The sequence below is a fragment of the Myroides sp. NP-2 genome, from assembly GCF_014145665.1.
Lineage (GTDB): Bacteria > Bacteroidota > Bacteroidia > Flavobacteriales > Flavobacteriaceae > Flavobacterium.
On record NZ_JACHTD010000001.1, the window covers coordinates 322862 to 347191 of the forward strand.

General features: G+C 37.8%; 14 protein-coding genes and 5 tRNA genes. 6 read left to right on the forward strand and 13 right to left on the reverse strand.

Annotated features, from left to right (window positions below; genetic code table 11):
- Positions 1–99: 99 nt before the first annotated feature.
- From H4K35_RS01360 to H4K35_RS01375, 4 genes are all read right to left on the reverse strand, one after another.
- Positions 100–185, reverse strand: a tRNA-Leu gene (locus H4K35_RS01360).
- 158 nt (positions 186–343) lie between these two features.
- Positions 344–697, reverse strand: coding sequence for a hypothetical protein (locus tag H4K35_RS01365; protein WP_182625592.1), 354 nt, complete (start codon positions 695–697; stop codon positions 344–346).
- Between the two features lie 113 nt (positions 698–810).
- Positions 811–896: transfer RNA gene (locus tag H4K35_RS01370), tRNA-Leu, on the reverse strand.
- Positions 897–913: 17 nt separating this feature from the next.
- Positions 914–986 (reverse strand) — tRNA-Gly (locus tag H4K35_RS01375).
- A gap of 417 nt (positions 987–1403) precedes the next feature.
- Between H4K35_RS01375 and H4K35_RS01380 the strand changes: the two genes are divergently transcribed.
- Positions 1404–5867 carry an MBG domain-containing protein gene (locus H4K35_RS01380; RefSeq protein ID WP_182625593.1) on the forward strand — a complete coding sequence of 1488 codons (4464 nt, stop codon included), beginning with the start codon at positions 1404–1406 and terminating at the stop codon, positions 5865–5867.
- A 52-nt stretch (positions 5868–5919) separates the two neighbouring features.
- On the opposite strand, the gene H4K35_RS01385 is transcribed toward H4K35_RS01380, so the two are convergent.
- The 4 genes from H4K35_RS01385 to H4K35_RS01400 form a co-directional block, all read right to left on the reverse strand.
- Positions 5920–6005, reverse strand: a tRNA-Leu gene (locus H4K35_RS01385).
- Between the two features lie 15 nt (positions 6006–6020).
- Positions 6021–6093: transfer RNA gene (locus H4K35_RS01390), tRNA-Gly, on the reverse strand.
- 211 nt (positions 6094–6304) lie between these two features.
- Positions 6305–8905, reverse strand: a complete 2601-nt coding sequence (gene mutS, locus H4K35_RS01395) for a DNA mismatch repair protein MutS (protein ID WP_182625594.1) — start codon at positions 8903–8905, stop codon at positions 6305–6307.
- Between the two features lie 79 nt (positions 8906–8984).
- Positions 8985–9497: an aromatic acid exporter family protein gene (locus H4K35_RS01400; protein ID WP_182625595.1), complete on the reverse strand. Its 513-nt coding sequence runs from the start codon at positions 9495–9497 to the stop codon at positions 8985–8987.
- Between the two features lie 200 nt (positions 9498–9697).
- Here H4K35_RS01400 and H4K35_RS01405 point away from each other — a divergent pair, with 200 nt between their 5' ends.
- Positions 9698–10237, forward strand: a complete 540-nt coding sequence (locus H4K35_RS01405) for an RNA methyltransferase (protein WP_182625596.1) — start codon at positions 9698–9700, stop codon at positions 10235–10237.
- 58 nt (positions 10238–10295) lie between these two features.
- Here the strand turns inward: H4K35_RS01405 and folK are convergent, their stop codons facing one another.
- Positions 10296–11432: a 2-amino-4-hydroxy-6-hydroxymethyldihydropteridine diphosphokinase gene (folK, locus tag H4K35_RS01410; protein ID WP_182625597.1), complete on the reverse strand. Its 1137-nt coding sequence runs from the start codon at positions 11430–11432 to the stop codon at positions 10296–10298.
- A gap of 122 nt (positions 11433–11554) precedes the next feature.
- On the opposite strand from folK, the gene sppA reads away from it, so the two are divergent.
- Together sppA and H4K35_RS01420 are read left to right on the forward strand one after the other, a co-directional pair.
- Positions 11555–13312 carry a signal peptide peptidase SppA gene (sppA, locus tag H4K35_RS01415; RefSeq protein WP_182625598.1) on the forward strand — a complete coding sequence of 586 codons (1758 nt, stop codon included), beginning with the start codon at positions 11555–11557 and terminating at the stop codon, positions 13310–13312.
- A 90-nt stretch (positions 13313–13402) separates the two neighbouring features.
- Positions 13403–16039: an AsmA-like C-terminal region-containing protein gene (locus tag H4K35_RS01420; RefSeq protein ID WP_182625599.1), complete on the forward strand. Its 2637-nt coding sequence runs from the start codon at positions 13403–13405 to the stop codon at positions 16037–16039.
- Positions 16040–16100: 61 nt separating this feature from the next.
- On the opposite strand, the gene H4K35_RS01425 is transcribed toward H4K35_RS01420, so the two are convergent.
- A complete protein-coding gene (locus tag H4K35_RS01425) occupies positions 16101–16898 on the reverse strand; it encodes a DUF2797 domain-containing protein (protein ID WP_182625600.1) in 798 nt (265 codons plus the stop codon).
- 108 nt (positions 16899–17006) lie between these two features.
- On the opposite strand from H4K35_RS01425, the gene H4K35_RS01430 reads away from it, so the two are divergent.
- Complete coding sequence (locus tag H4K35_RS01430; protein ID WP_182625601.1) at positions 17007–18533, forward strand: GH3 auxin-responsive promoter family protein; 1527 nt, start codon at positions 17007–17009, stop codon at positions 18531–18533.
- 50 nt (positions 18534–18583) lie between these two features.
- Here the strand turns inward: H4K35_RS01430 and H4K35_RS01435 are convergent, their stop codons facing one another.
- The 3 genes from H4K35_RS01435 to H4K35_RS01445 form a co-directional block, all read right to left on the reverse strand.
- Positions 18584–18802 carry a hypothetical protein gene (locus H4K35_RS01435; protein ID WP_182625602.1) on the reverse strand — a complete coding sequence of 73 codons (219 nt, stop codon included), beginning with the start codon at positions 18800–18802 and terminating at the stop codon, positions 18584–18586.
- A gap of 127 nt (positions 18803–18929) precedes the next feature.
- Positions 18930–21086 (reverse strand): S46 family peptidase, encoded by a 2157-nt coding sequence (locus H4K35_RS01440; RefSeq protein WP_182625603.1) that lies wholly within the window; start codon positions 21084–21086, stop codon positions 18930–18932.
- Positions 21087–21742: 656 nt separating this feature from the next.
- Complete coding sequence (locus H4K35_RS01445; protein ID WP_182625604.1) at positions 21743–22990, reverse strand: 3-deoxy-D-manno-octulosonic acid transferase; 1248 nt, start codon at positions 22988–22990, stop codon at positions 21743–21745.
- 164 nt (positions 22991–23154) lie between these two features.
- On the opposite strand from H4K35_RS01445, the gene H4K35_RS01450 reads away from it, so the two are divergent.
- On the forward strand, positions 23155–24285 hold the full coding sequence (locus H4K35_RS01450) for a DegT/DnrJ/EryC1/StrS aminotransferase family protein (protein WP_182625605.1): 1131 nt from the start codon (positions 23155–23157) through the stop codon (positions 24283–24285).
- The last annotated feature ends 45 nt before the right edge of the window (positions 24286–24330 follow it).

Consider the following 24330-nt stretch of genomic DNA (forward strand, 5'->3'; position numbering starts at 1 on the left):
ACAATTAGAAAAAATGACTAGAAGGAGGGGTAAACTGTGTTTTATAGTTTTCGTTTTAGGGCAAAAAAAAAGTTCCAAGTATTAACTTGAAACTTTTTGTACTCGAGGCGGGACTTGAACCCGCACGAACATTACTGTTCACTGGATTTTAAGTCCAGCGTGTCTACCACTTCCACCACTCGAGCCTCTGCTCACCAGTATTAGAACTGTTTTGCGAGTGCAAAGATAGAATAAAAATAGAGCTTGACAATAAAAAAATAAAAAAAAAGCTATTATTTTTTACCTTCTATTTTTAGTTGTTGACTATCAGTATTTTGATAATTTTATTTTTTTTTGAAAAGTATTAATCTCCGGGTAAATCTCCAAAGATATCAAGTGAAAAGTCGAGTGTTTCTGCGGCAACAAAATTTTGAACTACTTCTTCAATTCCGTTTTCAAAGCGCAATTCCGTATTAAATCGGCGACTTGTTCCATAGGTATTACCGTCAATGACGATTTTAAAATAAAACTTACCACTAGGTGTTTTAAATCGGATACTCTCTACTGAGGCGAAATTGTTCTTTAAGAAATCGATTGTTTCATATACTTCGTCTTTGGTTGAGTGCTCTTGGCTGGTTAATAGGGTTCGTCCTCTACGGTGTTCAAAAGTGAACTTATAGGTTTCATTTTCTTTCTGGCTAATAACGATTGCGCTCATAATAAAAATGTAATAAATTCAATGCTTATATAGGTTGGTGCTCTTGGGTGTTATAGGGGGTATTGGTCACTACAGAGCAAAAAAAAATCCTAAGCGTTAACTTAGGACTTTTGTACTCGAGGCGGGACTTGAACCCGCACGAACATTACTGTTCACTGGATTTTAAGTCCAGCGTGTCTACCACTTCCACCACTCGAGCGTAAATAAATTTACGTGAGCGAAAAACGGGGTTCGAACCCGCGACCTCAACCTTGGCAAGGTTGCGCTCTACCAACTGAGCTATTTTCGCGAATGTTTGTATGATCGTGCATTACTTCCGTATTGCGAGTGCAAATATAGAATAGAAAAAATTGTTTTGCAAGCTTTTTTAGATATAAAAGTATGAGTCTTTCGTTTTGGATTGATAATGAAAGCCTTGGCTTTTTATTTTTTTGTTGAAATTCAATCATAATCACAGTACGTTCTCCTCCTCACTCTCCAATAAAAGGAATTTTAACGGGTAAATCGGCTGAGCAATAAGGAAAGAAATAAATGGTGTTTACTAAAATTAAGTTAAAAATTTAGGGTTATTCCTAATGGTAGTTTGGATATTAATTACTAAATTGATGGTGTTTTGCTCTCTTTGTGTATGACTAATGAATTATAAAGTTAAAACAATGAGCTTTACCTATATGTCTTTATGATAGTTTCAATTAAATAGAAAAATATGAATATCACTACTAACCAAACTATTTCTTTTGATAAAAAGGAAAAAAAAGCAAGGGGACTACACTTGTTCTTCTTGTTTGTTATTTGTTTTTGGGGACAAGTATCTTTTGCCCAGTTTCCCGCACCCTATTGTGATGTGGACGCAATAATGGTAGAGGAAATCACCAAAATTCAGTTTGCTGGATTGACCATTGTCAATACCAATGATGAGGATTTATTGCTTAATCACACCGCCAGAGTTGCTAACGTAACCCCTGGTCAATCCTACACCATTCAAGTTGAAGGAAATACGTATGGAGACTTTAATGAACTGATTGCCTTTATTGATTGGAATCAAAATGGGGTGTTAAATGATGCGGGTGAAGTCTTTTACCTTGGCGAGCTTGATGGATCTGATGGGTCGGACGGTCAACATGTTTCCTTTAGCATTCCTATTCCAGCTACGGCTTTAGCTGGGCAAACTCGTATTCGAGTTACCAAAACATGGACAGATCCCGAGTATGATGTTGCCCTTATTGAGGATCCCTGTTCCATTAGTATTTACGATTATTACTTTGAGGAAACTGGACTTTCTTATGGTCAGGCCATTGACTTTACTTTAAATATTGGCGATGGTACTACTCCTCCTGAAACATCAGAGGGCTGTGAAATTGGGATAACCTTGACCTTTCCCGAATATGGTGATGTTACTACTTGGTCATTATTAGATGCTGATGGGGTTGTTGTTCTCAGCGGTGGACCTTATGAAGAGGGGGAAGATTTTTCAATCACAGCTTCCTATTATGGCACCAATCATCCGTATGCATTGGAAATTGAAATTGATGATAGTTTCCTTGGATTTTGTGATAATGAAGTGCAATACGCTATTATTATAGGTGACGTTGAAGATCAGTCAGGAACAGTATCGGCTTGTGAAGAAGTTGTTACTGAAAACATAGTATTAGGTTCTTGTCCTCCAGGTTGTTTAAAGCCGAGTATGTTGAGTAAAACTAATATTACCCCTACGGGATTCACTCTTACTTGGATGAGTGGTGGTAATCAGTTTGAGATAGAGTATGGACCTGAGGGTTTTGTACAAGGAAGCACTGAGGGAACTGTTATTTCAGCTGTTGAAACGACTTCCTATACCTTTTCGGATTTGGACCATGATACAGCGTATGAGTTTTATGTACGTCGCATTTGTTCGGAGGAAGAAGGTGATCAAAGCCCATGGGCAGGTCCATTGACTTTTGACGAAATACTAACTACCCCATCGCCTTGGCATGAAAACTTTCAAGCGAGTGAAACTTATCCTTTAGGATGGGGGGCTATCAATAATTCGCCTTGGTTTTTTGAAGAATATGATACAGATCACCAAAGAAGTATGGGCGTGTATTTGTATGATTTTTCAATTTTTGGTAATTATTTAAAAGCAGAATTCAAAACGATTGCCGTTGGACCTATTCGCACAGGAGATGTGTTTTCATTTAACTATCTTATGCTGGATGGCTTAGAAAATCCCGCTTTTGACGAATTAGGAAAAATGGATGTTCAGCTGTCCACAGATTTTGGTACGTCTTATTCAACTATAGGATCGATTCTTAGTAATGGGGAAGCAGGGTGGCAAAACTTTTCTTTTGAACTCGATGAGTATGTAGGACTTTACGTGACCATAAAGATTACAGCTAAAATTCAGGAGGTCTTTGAAGATCTGTTTGTTATTGTAGATGATTTTGATATTTCGAGTGCTTTTACTTGTATGGAGATTGAGGAGGCTGAAATAGAAGGAGGAGGAAGTGTTGAAATACAATTGAATATTACATCTGAAGCAACTGAATTTGTTGTCGAATATGGTCCCGCAGGATTTGAATTAGGAGAAGGAACAACCGTAAATAATGTTGGATCAAGTTATGAATTTACGGATTTAGAGGAGGATACGGAATACGAGGTTTATGTGCATGCTTTGCCTTGTGGCGATTGGTATGGTCCTGTGGCTTTTTCAACGCAACCTTTGAGGTCACAAGTGATCACTGCAGCAGATGTGACCAAAACCTATGGTGATTTACCTTTTGAGCACGGGACTTCTGATAGTGAATTAGCCTTGACCTATGTTGTTGCTGATGAAACAGTAGCTAAATTTGAGCATAATACCTTTGTCATTAAAGGGGTTGGAACAACTACAGTAACCGCTAGTCAAGCTGGTAATCACCAGTTTTTACCTGCTGAGGATGTGACGTTTACCCTAACTGTAACAAAAGCAATGTTAACCGTCACTGCGGATAGTACTCTTAGTAAACAATATAATGAGGTAGATCCTATTTTTACCTATACTGTTGGGGGATTACAATATGCAGATACACCGGATGTGATCACTGGATTGTTGAGTAGAGAAGTAGGAGAGGAACTGGGTACTTATGCCATTACACTAGGAACCTTGCAAGCTGAGCCTAACTACGATATTAGCTATGTAAGTGCTGATTTTATCATTAATGCGAAGGAATTAATCGTTCGGGCTAATGCAAGTCAAAAAGTGTATGGAGAAACAGATTCAGCTTTGACCTACCAAGTGATTGGTTTGGAAGGAGGAGTTGATGCAGCAACTGTTGTAACGGGAACGCCAAGCAGAGATGCTGGTGAAAATGTGGGACGTTACACTATTGGTGTAGGAACGGTACAGCTTGTGGATGAGCATTACGTTATGGTGTTTGAAGAAAATCAATTCACAATCACCCCTGCTGTGTTGAGCTTGTATCCCGTGGCAGGGGTACAAAAAGTATATGGGCAAGCGGATCCTGCTGTATTTGAATTTACGGTGACGGGATTCAAGTTTGACGATACTCGTGAATCTGTATTACAAGGGCTTTTAGGTAGAGCAATTGGTGAAAATGTAGGAGAATATCTATATCAAGCAGGAACCTTAACCACAACACAGGGGAATTATAGTTTTGTGATGGGCAACCAAGAAAAATTTAAAATTACGGCTGCTCCTATAGCAGTTGTGGTCCATGCCAATCAAAGTAAACGCTTTGGACAAGCTGATCCTGTATTTACTTATACCTTGGAAGGATTGCGTCCAGGGGATTATCCGTCCAATGTAATGGTAGGCAATCTCGAGCGTGAACCAGGTGAAGACCTCGGCTTATATGCCATTCATCAAGGGAGTTTAACATCGCGTCAGAATTATTATATCACTTCTTTTATCGGTGCAGATTTTGAAATTTTGCAAGGCCAAATTTCAGGTGTAACCTTGCCTTCTCAAACCTTTGTTTATGATGGAGAGGTAAAATCCTTAACCTTAGTAGGTGTGACGGATCCAGAGGCAATCATTACTTATGTCAACAATGATCAAGTAGATGTAGGAGTGTATCAGGTAACCGTAACAGTGGATTATGGTCCCGCATACCAACCTCTGATTGTAGTGGGAACTTTAACCATTACAAAAGCAGATCAAGTGATTTCGTTCGGCAATGTATCGACGGTTGTGATTGAAGATACACCAACGCTTCAGCTTTATGCAATAAGCAATGTTGGATTGCCTATTTCTTATCGCATTGATAATGCCGCTGACCTTGAAGTAGCAACAGTAGAAGAAGATGGTTTGATGCGTTTCTTGAAACCAGGCGATGTAACAGTAACGGCTTACCAAGATGGGAATGCGAATTACAATGCTGCTATACCTGTTTCTAAAACCATTGAGGTTACAAGTAGAGCGGTGGAAATTGAAAATCTACTGATCGACGGCATTTCTTATGGAACACCAGAACAAGAGGTCTTTGTAGAGCTTAGTTGTGATACACAACAAGACCAAGTGATCATTGAAGTTCAGGTTGCGGAAGGTATGCAAGTTAGCCCATCGAAGTACATCGTTGTGCCTGTGAAAGAATACGGGTCTTACACACAAGAAATTACAGTAACTTCTTCTCGTGGAATTGAGCATAAAACCTATACTGTACACTTGGTGAAGCGCATAGGGACCGAATCTCTTATCTATCAGAAATACACGAATTTACTCTTGGTCAATAACAACAAAAACACCAATGGAGGGTATGTGTTTACGGCTTATGAGTGGTTTAAAAATGGCGAGTCAATTGGGAAAAAGCAAGCGTATTCTGCTGGTGAAAACTCAAGTGATGCACTAGAAGCAGGAGCTGCGTATCACGTGGTGTTGACCTTGCATTCAGGGAAGCAAATGGTGAGTTGTCCAATTTATATCGAGAATAAAACCGAAGCAAATTGGGGTGTTTATCCAAATCCAGTACAAAAAAATCAACGTTTGTTTGTTCGCTTGGATGACGATCAACAACAAGCAGTTAGCTATAGTATGTACGACCTAAAAGGGCAAGTTATCCAAACAGGTGATTTTGTTGAGGGTACTGCGGAGAAGGGAATTCAAGTACCTGCTACAGTAGCAGCGGGATCTTATTTCTTAGTGCTCAAAGGAAATGGAAAACAAAAAAGCGTTCAGTTTATTGTGAAAGAATAAGTATAGCAAATGCAAATAAAAAAAGGCTGTCTCAAAGAGACAGCCTTTTTTGTACTCGAGGCGGGACTTGAACCCGCACGAACATTACTGTTCACTGGATTTTAAGTCCAGCGTGTCTACCACTTCCACCACTCGAGCAAAAAAATACTCTCGAGCGAAAAACGGGGTTCGAACCCGCGACCTCAACCTTGGCAAGGTTGCGCTCTACCAACTGAGCTATTTTCGCAAGCGTTGTATGATCGTGCATTATTTCTGTAATGCGAGTGCAAATGTAAAATATTTTTTCACTTGTACAACTACCATAACCCGTTATTTTTTGTCTTTTTTTTCAAGCGGTTGGCAGTCAGGAAGTAAAAGCTTGTGAATTTTTATAAAAAAAACGCTTGTTCCAATAGAAACAAGCGTTTTGCCTTATTTTTTCGATCGATCAAAGCGATTTATTGGATCATTTTTTTCAATTCATGTAGTTTCATTAAAGCTTCTACAGGTGTTAAGGTATTGATGTCAAGTGCTGTTAATTCATCTTTTATACTGCTCAACAATGGATCGTCTATATTAAAAATACTCAACTGCAAGTCTTGTTCTGCTGGTTTTAATCCTAGTTCTCCTTCTGCATGGTGATTTTTTTCTAATTGTTTCAACATCTTTTGAGCACGATTAATTACCAATTGAGGCATTCCTGCCATTTTTGCTACGTGAATTCCAAAACTATGTGCGCTTCCTCCAGGAATTAATTTTCGAATAAATAGCACGTTGTCCTTCAGTTCTTTAACGGAAACATTGTAGTTTTTAACGCCCTCAAAATACTCTTGCATATCGTTTAATTCGTGATAGTGTGTAGCAAAAAGTGTTTTGGGTTTTGAAGGGTGTTGATGCAAAAATTCAGCAATAGCCCAAGCGATAGAAATTCCATCATATGTGCTCGTACCACGTCCAATCTCGTCCAATAAGACTAAACTGCGATCTGAAATATTATTCAAAATAGAAGCCGTTTCATTCATCTCTACCATGAAGGTTGACTCTCCCATGGAGATATTGTCCGAAGCCCCTACACGAGTAAAGATTTTATCAACAACGCCCATGCGTACAGCTGCAGCTGGAACAAAACACCCCATTTGTGCCAATAATACAATCAAAGCAGTTTGACGAAGAATGGCCGATTTTCCCGACATATTCGGTCCCGTTATCATAATGATTTGTTGGGTAGAATTGTTGAGAAACACATCGTTAGTAATATAGGGTTTATCAAATGGCAATTGCTTTTCAATAACCGGATGACGACCCTCTTTTATTTCTAAATCATAGCTGTCATCTAGCACCGGACGTACATAATTATTTTCTAATGCCAATTGAGCAAAAGAGGACAAACAGTCCAACTGTGCAATCAGATGCGCATTTAATTGAACCGGCTGAATGTATTGGCCACACCAATGAACAAACTCATCATATAGCCTGCTTTCAATCTGGCTAATCTTTTCTTCTGCGCCTAATATTTTGTTTTCGTATGCTTTTAATTCCTCCGTAATATAGCGCTCCGCATTGACCAATGTCTGTTTGCGTATCCAGTTTTCTGGTACTTTGTCTTTGTGGGTGTTGCGCACTTCAATATAGTATCCAAAGACGTTGTTGAAGGCGATTTTTAGCGAAGGAATTCCCGTGTTTTGACTTTCTCTTTGTTCCATTTCATCGAGGTAGCCCTTGCCTGTAGATGAAATATTGCGCAATTCATCCAACTCTTCATTCACCCCAAAAGCAATGGCATTCCCTTTGCTAACCGCTACAGGAGCTTCTGCATGAATGGTTTGCTCAATGCGTTCGCGCAACAAGCCGCAATCGTGTAATTGATCGCCAATGCTCTTTAAGGATGCGTTTTGGATTTTTAACGCTTGCTCCTTAATCGGAATAACAGCATCTAATGAATCCTTTAAATACAAGAGTTCACGTGGGGTTATTTTTCCCGTTGCAATCTTTGAGGTCAAGCGTTCTAGATCGGATATTTTTTTTATTTGCCCTTGAAAAAATGCAAGGGTATCTTGTTTTTGTGTTAGTAGTTCCACAATTTCGTGTCGATCAACAATACTGTTCTTTCTTTTCAGAGGCAATGCCAACCAGCGTTTGAGTAATCGACCACCCATAGGGGAAAGCGTTTTATCAATCACGTCAAGCAAGGTAATTGCGTTGAAATTACTGCTTTGGTAGAGCTCTAAATTGCGAATGGTAAAGCGATCCATCCAAACGTAAGCATCTTCTGCAATGCGTTGAATGTTTGAAATATGCTTGATGCGCGTGTGCTGTGTTTCTGAGAGATAATGCAATACCGCACCACAAGCAATCACGCCTTCTGTTAATTCTTCAATGCCAAATCCCTTGAGGGAATTGGTCTGAAACTGTTTGGTTAGCGACTCAAAAGCGAAGTCTTCTTTAAACACCCAATCGTCTAAAAAGAAGAGGTTGTAGGCAGAACCAAAGTGCTGTTGAAAGAGAAGTTTGTTGTTTTTCTGTACTAATATCTCGCTGGGGTTAAAGTTTTGCAGTAGCTTGTCGATGTATTCTTCATCTCCTTGTGCCGTGAAAAACTCTCCAGTAGACACGTCTAAAAACGCAATTCCTAAGGTTTTCTTAGCAAAGTGTAAGGCGCATAAAAAGTTGTTAGACTTGGATTGTAACACTTCGTCATTTAAAGCTACACCAGGGGTAACTAATTCTGTTACTCCGCGTTTAACAATGGTTTTTGTCATCTTGGGATCTTCCAACTGATCGCAGATGGCTACGCGAAGTCCGGCTTTGACCAACTTGGGTAAATACACGTTTACCGCATGATGAGGAAACCCCGCCAATGCAGTTTCACTAGACGTTCCCGCCCCGCGCTTAGTTAACGTAATACCTAAAATTTGTGCGGTTCGAACGGCATCTTCTCCAAAAGTTTCATAAAAATCTCCTACGCGAAATAACAAACAAGCATCGGGATACTTTGCCTTGATATCGTTGTATTGTTTCATTAATGGAGTTTCTTTTGTCGCTTTTTCTTTAGCAGCCATATCTTTTGTTTTTTTGGAAATAACACGAAGTTACAAATATACAGTAAGATTGGCGAGATAGCTAAAAGCAAAAGAATTTTTACGACAGCGGAATCTGATAGTATCGCTTTAAACGACGAAGGGGAAGAGAAGTAAATATAACGATTAACAGCCCAATTAAACAGCCAATAGTCACCGCCAAAAAGCGATACAATGGCGTCATTTCTGTGATGCCCGTAATGGGCTGTACCAAAATGATCACTAAAGAAACTAAGGCAACCCGCGCCATGTTTAGTATCTTGAAAAAGTAACAAATCAAAATGGTTAAAACAATGCCAAAGAGAATCACATACAGGTTTGGCGTATGAATCTCCAAGCAGATTAATCCCACTACCGATCCTACTAAATTGGACTTGAATCGTTCAATTGATAATTTCTTCGAATTTTGTCCCTCTGGGGAGATTACTAAAATGATAGAAATAATAGTCCAAAGCGTTTCGTGATCCTCAAACCGAAGAAAAAGATAATAGCCTATACAGAATCCAATTAGGCATCTAACGGTGTAAATTAGTACTGCTGAGGTAATTATTCTCTTGATTAAGTCGTGGATCATCTTCAATTTTTAACCTACAAAATTATTGAACTTCAATAGGGTGGACAAGTATTCTCTATCAAAGATTAGTTAAAAGTTGACTATTATCAGGTGTGATTTAGATAAAAACTTAGTTTTTTTACTGTTTTGTATTTTCCTCCCCTAAATAATGGACTAGTATCGCTTTAATCAATATTTTTGCAGAAATATAGTAACTACCTATGCGAAAATTAGCCAATAGCGAATTAGAGAGAAAGAGTATTGACGAGTTTAAATCATCGGATAAAACACCAATTATCATTGTTTTAGACGATGTACGAAGTTTACACAATATTGGATCGGTATTTAGAACCTGCGATGCTTTTTTGATTGAAAAAGTATTTTTATGTGGGATAACAGCGACACCACCCAATAAAGAAATACACAAAACCGCACTAGGTGCAACAGATACAGTGGAATGGGAGTATGCAAAAGACGTGGTGGAAGTAGTGCAACAATTAAAAGCAGCAGGCGTTTGTGTGCAAGCCATCGAACAGGTGGAAAATAGTGTTATGCTCAACGATTTTCAAGTACAAGATCAAACGCGTTATGCTTTGGTTTTTGGAAATGAAGTAAAAGGAGTATCTCAAGGCGTTGTTGACCTGAGTGATGGGGTAATTGAAATTCCGCAATTGGGAACAAAACACTCCCTTAATATTTCAGTAAGCGCGGGCATTGTTATTTGGGATTTATTCCAACAAATGCAACAAAAGGCACAATAGTAACAATACGATGACAGATCATAACAAAAAGCTCCAACACTTTGTATTGGAGCTTTTTTTAAGATGTTAGCTTTGCAGCTATTTGATTTAGTATATGGATGTAATCCCCTTGATTGGCGACAAAGTCTAAATCTGAGATGTCGATCAACAAGACTTTTTCAGAAGGAATAGTTTTCATAAAATTGAAGTAGCCTTGGGTCACTTTATCGAGGTATTGTCCTGAGATATCACTCTCATAGGAACGACCTCGTTTTTGGATATTTTCCAATAGACGATCCGTATTCTGGTATAGAAAAACGTATAAATCGGGTTTAGGCGTCTCTTTATACATAATGTCAAAGACTTGTTGATAAAGGCGAAACTCATCTTCTTCTAGGGTGATCTGTGCAAAAATCAACGATTTAAAGATGTAGTAATCGGCAATAATAAATTCTTTGAACAAGTCAAACTGCGCCAAATCATCCGATAATTGAGTGTAGCGATCAGCTAAGAATGACATTTCCAATGGAAAAGCATATCGACTGGCATCTTGATAGAATTTAGGCAAAAAAGGATTGTCGGCAAAACCTTCAAAAATACTCTTAGCGTTAAAGTCCTCAGCAATGCGATGCGTAAGCGTCGTTTTTCCTGCGCCAATATTGCCTTCAATAGCTACGAAATTCAACTTTCTTAACGGGTGATGTTGCAAGTGAGATTCTAGTAGATCCACTTGCTTAAAAGTCGTTACATCCGGGCATTCTGCTAGTAATTGCTTACAGCTCTTTTTGAAAATCGGATGAATCCAATCCAAGTGCAAATCATATAAAGGCTGCAAGACAAATAAGCGTTCCTGCATCAATGGATGTGGAATCGTTAAGGTTGGTGTATGGATGATGTCGTCATTAAACGCAATGAGATCAATATCAATACTACGGGCAGCATATCCTGCTTGTTGCTTGCGGATGCGTCCTAATCTTTTTTCTATGGCTAATGTTTTTTCTAGTACCTGTTGCGCATCTAAAAGACTGTGGATAACCAAAGCACAATTGTAAAAAGGCTCACTTTCAAAACCCCATGCTGGAAATTCATAAATGGGAGAAATTGTAATAACAGTACCTACTTCATTGTGAATGAAGTCTATAGCTTTATTTAGATTTGCTTTTTTGTCCCCTTGATTCGTACCAAGAGATAAAACTAGCATGTTTTGCGTATTCATGTCACAAAAGTAAGTAAAAGAAATTTTAATTAATGCTAACTTTGTGCAGATATTAAATGAAAAGTATAGGGCAATGTAACATTTGTTTGCTAGGCTCTACTAATTGGATAAAAAATAATACTATGAAGTTTTTAAGAAATTTATTAGCAACGTTACTGGGATTATGTATCTTTTTCGGCATACTGTTTGTTGGTTTTATAGCCATTATCGCGGTAGCGGGAAGTAGTGAAACTGTACTTGTAAAGAATAACTCTGTATTGGAGTTGGACTTGTCAACGGTACAATATGATTATGGAGGAAAATTTAGTTATAAAGACTTTAATTTCAACGACCAGCGTAAGGATGGTGTTTCGGATGTAATAATGGCAATTGAACAAGCAAAAAACGACGACCGTATCAAAGGAATCTCCATGTTGAATACGGTTTCTTCATTGGGATTTGTTCAGCGAAGAGAGATTAGAGAAAAATTACAAGAGTTTAAATCAAGTGGAAAGTTTGTGGTCTCTTATTCCAATGCGTTATCACAAGGTGAATACTATTTGAATTCAGTGGCAGATACTGTATTTGTTAATCCTGTGGGAGCTGTTGACTTCCGTGGATTATCAACTGAGATTTTATATTTAAAAGGATTACAAGATCAAACGGGAGTACACATGGAGGTTATTCGTCATGGGAAGTACAAAAGTGCGGTAGAGCCTTATTTAGAAAAGCAAATGAGCGAAGCCAATAGGGAGCAAATTACAGTATTCCTAAATTCAATTTGGTCTACGTTGGTAGCTGATGTTTCTAAAAGCAGAAGTATAGCAGTTGATAGTTTAAACGATATTGCGACGAACTTAGCAGCAAGAACACCAGAGCGTGCCTTAGCTTTAAAACTGATTGACAAAGTAGCCTACGAAGATGAGTACCACGCCGGCATCAAAAAAGCGTTGGAGATGACACAAGACAAAGATTATAATAAAATCAGTGTCTTAGAGTATATCAAAGCAGATAGCCCAACAAAGAAAGCTAGTACAGATCAAATTGCCGTAATTTATGCCCAAGGGCAAATTCTAAATGGTGAAGGAAATGTAAACTATATTGGAGAGGGGTCTATCAATAGAGCTTTAAAGAAAGCGCGTAATAACGACAAGGTCAAAGCGATTGTTTTGCGTGTCAATAGCCCTGGAGGAAGTGCTTTGACTTCAGAGTTAATTTGGAGAGAAGTGGAATTGACTAAAAAAGTAAAACCTGTGATTGTATCTATGGGAGATCTAGCGGCTTCAGGAGGATATTATATCGCTAGTGGTGCAGATCGTATTTTCGCTGATCCTGCGACCATTACTGGTTCAATTGGGGTATTTGGTATGTTGCCTAATTTCAGTACGCTAGCAACTAAATACGGCGTAAATGCAGAACAAGTAAAAACGCATCAAAATGCAGCTTCCTATAGTCCTTTCCGAAAAGTAGACGACTCGTTTAAATCCGAAGTAACAGAAAGCATAGAGTTTATCTATGAAACATTTGTTAATCGCGTTGCTGCAGGCCGTAATATGACGTTTGAAAAAGTAGATGAGATTGCTCAAGGACGTGTTTGGACAGGTGTTGATGCCTTAGAAAAAGGGTTAGTTGACGAATTAGGTGGATTGAACGCTGCAATTGCCTATGCTGCCAATAAAGTTGAAATCGAAGACTATAAAGTGGTAAACTATCCAGAATACGAACTAAAAATCAATGATTTGTTGCGTAATTATTTAGGCGCTTCGATCATGCAAACGCAAGATGAATTGCTGAAGGAGAAAATTGGACAAGAGAATTTTGAAATGATGGAACGTTTAAATTATTTCCAGTCGCTAAAAGGGGCACAAGCGATTATGCCTTTCGAAATTAAAATTCAATAAGATAAGATTTTCACAATATATGGAAAGAGTCAACTCATGTCATTTGAGTTGACTCTTTTTTTTGTTATTTTGTATGAAAATTAATTGATTATGAAAAAGAAAATTTGGTTGTGGATTGGTGGAATTGTCGGTGGGATTTTCCTGCTACTGCTCGCTGCTCCATTTTTGTTCAAAGGGAAAGTTCAAGATTTAGTACTTAAAACCATTAACGATAACCTCACAGCAACGGTGTCGTTTGATCAGGTGAATTTGAGCTTGTTGAAAAACTTCCCCAAAGCGACGGTAACTATTGACGGATTGACGATCGTCAATACAGCTCCTTTTGACGGAGATACTTTAGTGCATGCACAGACGATTGGCTTAAAAATGTCGGTGATGGAATTGTTCAACGGGGAGAAAGAACCCATGAATATTGAAGAAATTCTACTAAAAGAAGCAAAGATCAATGTCTTGGTGAACGAAGAGGGAATCGCCAACTACGATATTGCTTTGAAAGAAGAGGACGAAAAAGAGGAGGATAAGGATAAAGAAGACACTCCTTTTTCTTTAGCGTTAAAGCACTATCAAATTGAAAATACCAAACTTGTATACACGGATTTAAGCTCGAAAATGCAAGTAATCATTGAGGAGTTTAATCACGAGGGAAAAGGAAACTTAACTGCAAATGTGTTGGATTTAGATACCCAATCAAAAGCTAAGGTTTCTTTTGTTATGGATGGAACTTCCTATTTGAACCAAGTACAGTTAGCGCTCAATGCTATGATTGGCATGGATATGGATCAGCAAATCTACACCTTCAAAGAAAATAAAGCGCTGATCAATCAATTGCCGTTAAAATTTGATGGTCAGGTGCAATTGTTGGAAAATGGTCAAGCTTTTGACTTGTCTTTTGCTACACCTGATTCAGACTTTAAAAACTTTTTGGGTTTAATTCCGGAAGCCTATGCCGGTGGTCTAAAAGGGGTAACGACAACAGGAGAATTCAAAGTAGCGGGTAAAGTAAAAGGAAATTTGACGGAAACGACAATTCCTACTTTGGCCATTGAAATGGCCGCGAATAACGCGTCCTTCAAATACCCTGATCTGCCGAAATCGGTAGAGAAAATCGTATTGGATATGAAAATAAATAATACGACAGGGTTGATGAAAGATACCTATGTTGACTTGAATAAACTGTCGTTTAAAATTGATCAAGATGTATTCAATGCCAGTGCCAATATCAAAAACCTGACAGAGAACCCATTAGTTGATGCAAAATTAAATGGGGTAATTAATTTAGCCAATGTGACCAAGGCTTATCCCGTGAAACTCGATGTTCCTTTAACGGGAATCTTAAAAGCCAATGTTACGACTAATTTTGATATGAATTCCGTTGAGAAAAGTCAGTATCAAAACATCAAAAATGCAGGAGATATTAGCTTAACGAATTTCCATTTTGCTTCAGTTGCAATGGCTAAGCCATTGGATATTAAAGAAGCAGCTATTTCGTTTAATACCAATCATGTGAGTTTGAATAAATTTGCTTTGGCAACAGGACAAACGGATATAGCTGCTGATGGGCGTTTAGATAATTTATATGGCTTCTTGTTCAATAAACAAACGCTAAAAGGGAACTTTAACGTGCGTTCTACGAACTTTATTCTAGCGGATCTCTTGAAAGAGGATATTGGCCAAGCAGCTGAAAAACCGAAAGAAGAAAAAGCTAAACCTACTCCACAAGGAGAAGCTTTGAAAATACCTGCGTTTTTAGATTGTACAATAAATGCAGATGCTAAAACGGTAGTCTATGACAACCTCACTCTGAAAAACGTAAAAGGTCGTTTGATTGTCAAAGATGAAACCGCTCGATTAGAAAACATGACTACGGATATTTTTGGCGGTAAATTGTTGTTTGTGGGAGATGTATCAACAAAGGGAACACAACCAAAGTTCAATATGGATTTAGGTTTGAAAACCTTGGATATCAAGGATACATTTACTCAATTTGAGTTCTTGAAGAAAATTGCTCCTATTGCAGGAATTATTGCCGGTAATATCAATGCCAATGTCAAATTAGATGGACAATTGGAAAGCAATGACTTTTCACCTATACTGAATACACTTTCTGGGGATTTAACGGGAGATATTTTAAATTCGCAGGTGAATGTCGCTCATTCAAAATTGCTTTCTTCTCTAGATTCAGCAGTAAAATTTGTTGATTTAAGTAAATTAGATTTGAATAATAAACGCATCCATTTGAAGTTTAAAGACGGAAAAGTACAAGTTTCTCCTTTTGATTTGAAATTGAAAGATATGAATGTACAAGTTTCAGGAGAGCACGGTTTTGATCAACAGATGAATTACGACTTAGATTTCAACGTTCCTGCTAAAATGTTAGGACCTGATGTGGCGAATCTCTTGGCAAAATTAAGCCCTCAAGAAAGTGCCAAATACGATGCAATTCCGGTGAAAGTAGGGTTGACAGGTGATTTTAGTGCGCCAAAAGTAGGAACCAACATGAATGAGGTTATTACCAATCTAACCAAGCAAATTGCAGAAGATCAGGCTAATAAATATATTGATAAAGGAAAAGATGCTTTAAAAGATTTGTTGAGCGGTGGAAAAAAAGATAAAACAGAAGGAGAACAGGGTGGAGAAGGAGAAAAGAAGAAAACAGAAACGGAAGAAGCTGTAGATAAAATAGGGAAAGGATTGAAAGATCTTTTCGGCAAAAAGAAAAGCGAATAAAAGCATTGATCCAAAAGTAATAGCTATGCCCCAAAAAGTGTTTAACTTTTTGGGGCATTTTTTATTTTATATCTAGTTGAACAACATAGCCTTCATAGGTTCTAATATTGAACACTGTACCATCATCAAAGAGTAAGTACTGCCCTTTTACGCCTTTTAATATCCCTTGATAAGAAGGTGTTTTATCTAGGTTAAGGCTTTTTATTTTGGTGGGAAATTCCAACACAGGATAATGTAATTCCCATAGATCAGCTGTGGTTTGATCAAAGTAAGGTTGTACTTCTTCGGGCAATTTGGACGCAAGTGTATTTCGAATTTCCAAGAGATCCGTATCAATGATATCGTTTTGCAACATTTTACGCCAATTGGTTTTATCGGTAAAGAGGTCTTTTAGAGCGACTTCTGTGATTCCTGCTAAATAGCGATTGGGAACTTCTACAATGGGAATTGCACGGGAAGCGCCTTGATCTATCCAACGCGTAGGGACTTGAGTTTTACGCGTTACACCAACTTTCACATCACTTGCAGCGGCTAGGTATACAATATGTGGTTGCAACTGCACTTTACACTCATAGTCCAAATCGCGATCGGCAATACCTAAATGAGCCGTACTCAACTCGGGGCGCATAATCCAATCACCCACAGCCGGACTTGCATAAAAACAGTCATAACAAAAGCCTTGACGGAATATTTTTTTGTGCCCCCCACAGTTTAAACACTGATAATCCACAAATGAAATTGATATAGGACGATCCAATACCTGATTTAAGTTGATGAAGTTATTTTGAAACACTAGATAGTATTCAATTGGGCTACTCCATTCCGTTTGCATTTTGTTTAAAACTCCTTCGTATAGCATAAATAAAATTGTTATTTTTGGGTAAGGAGTAAAAGTACAAAAACAATTTTTATTGTTTAGTTACTCTTTTCACAAGGAAAAGGTAGTTACCTTATTAATAATATAGATATGGCGCTGACAATTGTTAATTCTATTGCATCCTGGATTCTGAAGAAGAGAATTCATCAAATAGATTTATTTCGAAAATACCCAAATGAGGTACAAAACGATGTGTTTTTAAGTTTGATTAAAGCAAATGAAAAGACACTAGTAGGAAAGCAGTATGATTATGCTAGTATTAAAAGTTATGAAACATTTTCAGAACGAGTTCCAATCTATACGTATGAGGCATTTGAACCATATATAGAAAGAGCCAGAAGAGGGGAGAACAATATTTTTTGGTCCGACCCCATTCGTTGGTTTGCCAAGTCAAGTGGAACGACCAATGCTAAGAGTAAATTTATTCCTGTAAGCAACGAAGCCTTGGAAAATTGTCATTACAAGGCGGCTAAAGATTTGCTTTGTTTGTACTTAAACAACAATGAAAACTCACAGCTGTTCACCGGAAAAGGCTTGCGTTTAGGTGGAAGTAAACAGCTGTATGAGGACAATAATACGGTCTTTGGCGATCTATCGGCTATCCTCATTGACAATATGCCGTTCTGGGCCGAATTTAGCAGTACACCATCAAACAAAACCTCGTTAATGTCAGAATGGGAAACCAAGATGAATGCTATTATTAAAGAAGTTAGGGATGAAAATGTTACTAGTTTTATGGGGGTTCCCTCATGGATGTTAGTGCTATTCAATAAAATTATGCAAGAAACGGGAAAAGGAAGTTTGCTTGACCTTTGGCCTAATGCTGAGGTGTATTTTCACGGCGGCGTTAGTTTTGAACCGTATAAAGATCAATACCACAAATTATTGCCAAGTGCTGATTTCAAATACTATGAAATTTACAATGCCTCAGAAGGGTTCTTTGCCATTCAGGATCAAAATGGATGCAACGAGCTATTGTTGATGCTAGACTATGGTATTTTCTATGAATTTATTCCCATGGATACCTTTGGATCAAGTGCGCAAAAAATCGTTTCCCTACGCGATGTTGAATTAGGGAAAAACTATGCCATGTTGATTACAACAAATGCAGGTTTAGTGCGCTATTTGATAGGGGATACCGTTCGATTCACGAGTTTATTGCCATATCGCATTAAGATCACAGGTCGCACCAAACACCATATCAACGTTTTTGGAGAGGAATTAATGGTAGAAAATACAGATCGCGCCTTAGCAAAAGCATCTGCTTTGTTTCAAGTTGAAATTGCAGAATATACGGTTGCTCCAATCTTTATGGTTGATCGAGAAAAGGGAGCACATGAGTGGATTATTGAGTTTACAAAAGCACCAGACGATTTAGCCAAGTTTGCTACAGTATTAGATCAGTGTATACAGGAAGTAAATTCTGATTACGAAGCTAAACGTTACAATAATATGACACTAAATCCTTTGGTTTTACACCAAGCGCGTCAAGGGTTATTCTATGATTGGTTAAAAGAGCATGATAAATTAGGAGGTCAACACAAAGTACCACGTTTATCCAATGAAAGAGGGATTATCGAAGAACTGCTAAAATTGAATCAAACGAAACGAGTATAAAAAAGAAAAGCTCCCACCTTGTGGGAGCTTTTTTTTATTGCTAGCTAAAATTATTTAGCAACTTCTTCAGTAGCTGGAGCTTCTTCAGTAGCTGGAGCTTCTTCAGTTACAACCTCTTCTTGAGCAGGAGCCTCCTCAACTGGAGCTACTACTTCTTCTTGAGTTGTTGTTACTTCTTCTTGAGCTGGTTCTTTTGCAGTGTCTTTACAAGAAACAAAAGATACACCCATCATAGCTACTAAAGCAATGCTTAATGCGATTTTTTTCATTTTACTAAAGTTATAAAAGTTAATTATTAATTCGATACAAATATAGAAAATAAATCATTCAATGATTTGTTTTTGTAAAATATTTTTATATAAAAATTTATTTTGCAAATACCTGAAAATCAGTTATTTATTTTTTATCATTTTTGGGATTTACCAATTTCATCTCATTTATTAGGTGTTTTGCATCTGCAAACTTGTCAATAATAAACAAAATATAGCGTGCATCGACCATAATATTGCGACAGATCGCTGGGTCATAGTAGATATCACTCATAGTACCTTCCCAAACGCGGTCAAAGTTCAATCCGATTAGGTTTCCATATGCGTCAATGGCCGGACTTCCTGAATTTCCTCCAGTTGTATGGTTGGTCGCAATAAAGTTTATAGGAAGTTTTCCATCTTCTGCATAGGCTCCATAATCTTTTGCATTATACAAGTCAATCAACTTGGCTGGTACGTCAAATTCGTAATCGCCAGGAACGTATTTCTCCATGATTCCCTCTAAGTGAGTTACAGGCTCATAGTAAATAGCATCTTTTGGAGCATAGCCATCAACTTTACCATAAGTTACGCGTAAAGTACTGTTTGCATCAGGGAAGATTCTAGCATCTGGATAAAGTTCCAATTGCGCTTTCATATACGTGCGTTGCAACGCTTTAATTTCAAGGTCTAATGCTTCGTATTTTGGCAATATATTCGCTTGGTAGTTTTGGATTAAACTTTTGGCAAATACATATCCTTTATCCGCTGCTAATGCCGATTTTACTTGGCTGGCATCACCGTGTAATAATTCTTTCAATCCTTCATAAGACGTCAATTTACTTTGGCTGTAAATTTCTTTCGTAAGGGCAGCAACGTCTGCATCAACTAAAGTTGGCGCTAAATGTTCTTTTGGTGCTTTTTCTTTATAGAGTTGAACAATTGCTTTGAACACATCTTCATCTACATTTTTATTGTAGTTTTTGTAGAAGCGCTCCTGTGATTGCAACAAATTGTTTCTTCTGCTTTGGAATTGAGCCTCGTTGTTCAACGCATTTTCTACCGCAAATAATCTCCAAGCTGTAGCTAATAACTCACCATTTCTCAAGGCAACCTCCATGAAATAATCTCTACTTAAAGCATAAGGAGCAATGTCTTGGTATAATTTTTCGAATTTAGGCAGTATAGTCGTATATTCTTTAGCGTTTTTACTTTTCTTCGCTCTTACAGTAAAGTCTTGTTCAAACGCTTTTTTAGCTGCTACTGCATGGCTCTTTTTTAAGCCTTGACTCTCGCCAATCCACTTTTTCCAGTAGTTTGCAGTTCCTGCGTATTTAGATGCATACTGAATTTTGATCGCTTGATCATTGCGCATATATTCATCCGTAATTTTTAAAGCAACATCACGTACTCCAATCTTAGCTGGATTCAAATCGTTGATGATTTGCTCAATAGCATAAGAAGGCAAGTATTCTTGTGTTTGCCCAGGGTAACCAAACACCATGGTAAAATCATCTTGTGCTACACCATCAAGTGAAATAGGGAAAAAGTGCTTGGGTGTATAAGGAACGTTGTCTTTAGAGTAGGCAGCAGGGCGGTTATTTTTGTCTGCATAGATGCGGAACAAAGCGAAGTCTCCCGTATGACGCGGCCATACCCAGTTGTCCGTATCCGAACCAAATTTCCCAATAGATGATGGCGGAGCCCCTACTAAACGAACGTCTGTAAAGGTTTCTGTTACAAATAAAATGTACTGATTCCCCTCGTAAAACGATTTAATTTTGTTCGCTTGCCAATCTTTTTTAGGGAAAGTAGCAACGGTACGAGAAATATTTGCATTAATTTTTTCTTGTTTTTGAAGTTCCGTGTCTTTGGCTTTTACTCCGTGCATTACAGCTTCCGTAACATCCTCAATGCGCACAATGAAGGTAACTTCTAAATTGTCATTCGGCAATTCGTCCGCTTTTGTTTGTGCCCAAAAGCCATCGGCCAAATAATCGTGCTCTACAGAAGAGTGCGATTGGATTTGCCCATATCCACAGTGATGATTCGTCAACAATAATCCTTGTGCCGAAATAACCTCAGAGGTACACCCTCCATTGAAATGAGGTACAGCATCTTTCATGCTCGAATGATTCACATCATAGATGTCTTGAATGGACATTTTCATTCCTAATGTCGTCATTTCTTTCTCATTCATTCCCTCTAACAATGACGGAATCCACATTCCTCCTTGTTGTGCATAAACGGGAACAATAAGAAGTGCAACGAGCAGTTTAAATGCGTGTTTAAGTCTTAAGTTCATAAAATTGTTCGTTATGTTTTTATTCGAGGCAAGATACAACTATTCGTTTAATAGGGAAGAACGTTTGATTGTACATCCTTTATTTTATGTCTATTTTGACAAAAAAATAGATGTTTGTCAAAGCAAAATAGAAGAAAATTGATATTTTAATAAGGAAGGTAAGTAAAAACGTAGTAAAACGGAGTTTGAGCTAGTGTTTTTTATACCACCTAGGTAATGTCCTGGGGCAGTGGATACTTTAGCCTGTTAAAAAAAAGAGGATATTACAGGGGTTTGCCTGTGCAGGATACAAATAAAGCGATGGGTTTCGTAAATAGAAGGGGGAACAGTAAAAATGAGAACTTCGATTCGATAGCTTCACATTATTTAGACTCGAGCTATTGTGACAATGAATATTTTGACTTATCTTGCTCGTTCGGTATTAAACTAATTTATATATACCTCTAACTTTCTATAAGTTACCTATAGTGTAATTATTAATTCATAGTATAAAAGGTAAGTAAACAACAGCGTTTACTTACCTTTTTTTATGTGCTATTCTCGTTTAACTTGGAATTTTCAGATAGTTATCAACAATTATAATACTTGTTAGTGCTAGTGGTTGTTAATAACTATGTACAAGTGGTTAGTGCGATATTTTCATTATAAGTAATTGGCTATATGTTTGTTATGTGTGTTATGATCTTAGATGTTGCCTCTTTATTCGCTAGGATAAAGTCAGAACTCACCTTACTTAATTCACAACGCAAGTCATCATTTGTTAATAACTTTGATAAATTGTTGATAAAGTCAGCTTCATTGTTAATAACTATACAACTTCCCAGTTGAATCAAGTCTTTGGCTTCTTGGAATTTCTTGTAATTAGGACCAATTAAAATGGGTACACCAAAAGTGGCAGCCTCCAATATGTTGTGTATGCCAGCGCCGAATCCTCCACCAACGTAGGCGATACTCGCATAACTATACGCTTTTGTCAATAAGCTATAAGCATCAATGAGGTAAACTTGTACATGCGTCAGATCTGTGCTTCCTGCTTGATATTGTGAATGAAGTTGCTTGGGTTTTTGAATTGATTCGTATAATTGTTTGATTTGATCGGGTTTGATATTGTGCGGAGCAAGGACTACTTTTAATTCTTGATCGGTTGTTTGATTGATGTAATCCAGGATTATTTTCTCATCTTGCGGCCAAGAGCTTCCTACCACAAGAGTTTGTTTTGTTTTTCCATGGGTCAGCTCCTCTAAAAAAGGAAGTGTATTGTCTTGTTCTAAGATCTGACTTACTCGGTCAAAGCGCGTATCGCCCACTACCTGACTGTGGTGTATGTCTAAACTAGCGAGTAATTGTTGGGACTGTTTGTTTTGTACAAAGAAGTATGTAAAGGCGGATAATGCCTTTCTATAAAAGCTGCCATACCATTTAAAAAACACTTGATCTGGTCGAAAAATTCCAGACACTAAATAGGTTTCTATTCCTTGTTTTTTGAGCTGGTTGAGGTAATTCGGCCAATATTCATATTTGACAAAAAACACTTTTTCGGGATGGGTAAGTTTTAAAAAAGTCTTTGCATTTTGTTTGGTATCCATCGGAAGGTACAGGGTTGCATCTGCCAAAGCGTTGTTTTTCTTTACTTCATAACCCGATGGTGAAAAAAAGGTCAATACAATTTTATGGGTAGGGAATTGCTGTTTTAGGGCTTCCATAATCGGTAAGCCTTGTTCGTATTCTCCCAATGAGGCAACGTGAATCCAAAATACGCGGTCTGTAGGTTGGATTTTTTGGCGTAAAATAGAAAAAGACGCTTTTCGTCCCTGAACAAATAACTTAATCTTAGTATTGAATAAAGCAACAACAGGCAAGAAAGCCGTCGCGATATGAATAAGTAGATTGTAAAGAAATAACATATAGAATAGTTTATCTAGCGAAATTACACTTCTTTTAGTAAAGAAAAGATTTTTGAAGTAAAGAAATTAGTATTTTTGTGGTTGTAAAACATATCGATAACCAAGTTATTTTGCCCCAAAACAATAAGAGGAGCAGGAGACTTAGAGATACTAAATCCAAGGCGATGAAACAAATTCAAATGGTTGACTTAAAAAGTCAATATGAAGGAATTAAAGAAGAAGTAAATCAATCGTTCCAAGAAGTGTTAGAAACTTCGGCATTTATCAATGGCCCACAAGTACACACTTTTCAAGCGAATTTAGAGCAGTATTTAGGAGTGAAGCACGTTATTCCTTGTGCAAATGGAACAGATGCATTGCAAATTGCAATGATGGGGCTAGGGTTACAGCCTGGTGATGAGGTGATTACTGCAGATTTTACTTTTGCTGCTACAGTTGAGGTAATTGCATTATTGCAACTAACACCCGTATTGGTTGACGTTTGTCCTGATAGTTTGAATATCTCTGTAGATGCAATTAAAAAAGCGATTACACCTAAAACAAAAGCGATTGTTCCAGTGCATTTATTTGGGCAAGTAGCTAATATGGAAGAAATCATGAATATTGCAGCGGAACACAATTTATTTGTGATTGAAGACAATGCACAAGGGATTGGAGCTAGCTATACGTTTTCTGATGGTAGAAAAGTGAAAACAGGTGGGATTGCACACGTTGGAGCAACGTCTTTCTTCCCTTCTAAAAACTTAGGTTGTTATGGAGATGGTGGTGCTATTTTTACAAATGACGACGCTTTAGCTCATATTATTCGCGGTATAGTAAACCACGGAATGTACGAGCGCTACCACCACGATGTAGTTGGAGTAAATTCGCGTTTAGACAGTTTACAAGCAGCGGTGTTGAATGCGAAATTACCGCGTTTAGACCAGTATAATACAGCAAGGAGAGCAGCAGCTACTCAGTATTCTGCAGCTTTGGCTAATCATCCAAACATCATTACACCAAAAGTAACAGGTGACCAAGACAGCCATGTGTTCCACCAATATACATTGCGTATTGTCAATGCAGATCGCAATGCTTTAATGGCGCACTTACAGTCAAAGGGAATTCCTTGTGCGATTTACTATCCAATTCCTTTACACAATCAAAAGGCTTACTTGGATCCACGTTACAAAGAAGAAGATTTCCCAGTTACGAATCAATTGGTGAAGGAAGTATTGTCTCTGCCAATGCATTCTGAGCTTGAGGAAGATCAAATTGCATTTATTACAGAGGAGATTAAAGCGTTTTTCGCCTAATCGTTTCAAAAGAAGTATAAAAAAAGCCTTGAGTGATCAAGGCTT

Bases quoted from the DNA above. Each gene is read 5' to 3' on its own strand.
- H4K35_RS01365 (WP_182625592.1), bottom strand. From the start codon at position 697: ATGAGCGCAATCGTTATTAGCCAGAAAGAAAATGAAACCTATAAGTTC.
- H4K35_RS01380 (WP_182625593.1), top strand. From the start codon at position 1,404: ATGAATATCACTACTAACCAAACTATTTCTTTTGATAAAAAGGAAAAA.
- mutS (WP_182625594.1), bottom strand. From the start codon at position 8,905: ATGGCTGCTAAAGAAAAAGCGACAAAAGAAACTCCATTAATGAAACAA.
- H4K35_RS01400 (WP_182625595.1), bottom strand. From the start codon at position 9,497: ATGATCCACGACTTAATCAAGAGAATAATTACCTCAGCAGTACTAATT.
- H4K35_RS01405 (WP_182625596.1), top strand. From the start codon at position 9,698: ATGCGAAAATTAGCCAATAGCGAATTAGAGAGAAAGAGTATTGACGAG.
- folK (WP_182625597.1), bottom strand. From the start codon at position 11,432: ATGAATACGCAAAACATGCTAGTTTTATCTCTTGGTACGAATCAAGGG.
- sppA (WP_182625598.1), top strand. From the start codon at position 11,555: ATGAAGTTTTTAAGAAATTTATTAGCAACGTTACTGGGATTATGTATC.
- H4K35_RS01420 (WP_182625599.1), top strand. From the start codon at position 13,403: ATGAAAAAGAAAATTTGGTTGTGGATTGGTGGAATTGTCGGTGGGATT.
- H4K35_RS01425 (WP_182625600.1), bottom strand. From the start codon at position 16,898: ATGCTATACGAAGGAGTTTTAAACAAAATGCAAACGGAATGGAGTAGC.
- H4K35_RS01430 (WP_182625601.1), top strand. From the start codon at position 17,007: ATGGCGCTGACAATTGTTAATTCTATTGCATCCTGGATTCTGAAGAAG.
- H4K35_RS01435 (WP_182625602.1), bottom strand. From the start codon at position 18,802: ATGAAAAAAATCGCATTAAGCATTGCTTTAGTAGCTATGATGGGTGTA.
- H4K35_RS01440 (WP_182625603.1), bottom strand. From the start codon at position 21,086: ATGAACTTAAGACTTAAACACGCATTTAAACTGCTCGTTGCACTTCTT.
- H4K35_RS01445 (WP_182625604.1), bottom strand. From the start codon at position 22,990: ATGTTATTTCTTTACAATCTACTTATTCATATCGCGACGGCTTTCTTG.
- H4K35_RS01450 (WP_182625605.1), top strand. From the start codon at position 23,155: ATGAAACAAATTCAAATGGTTGACTTAAAAAGTCAATATGAAGGAATT.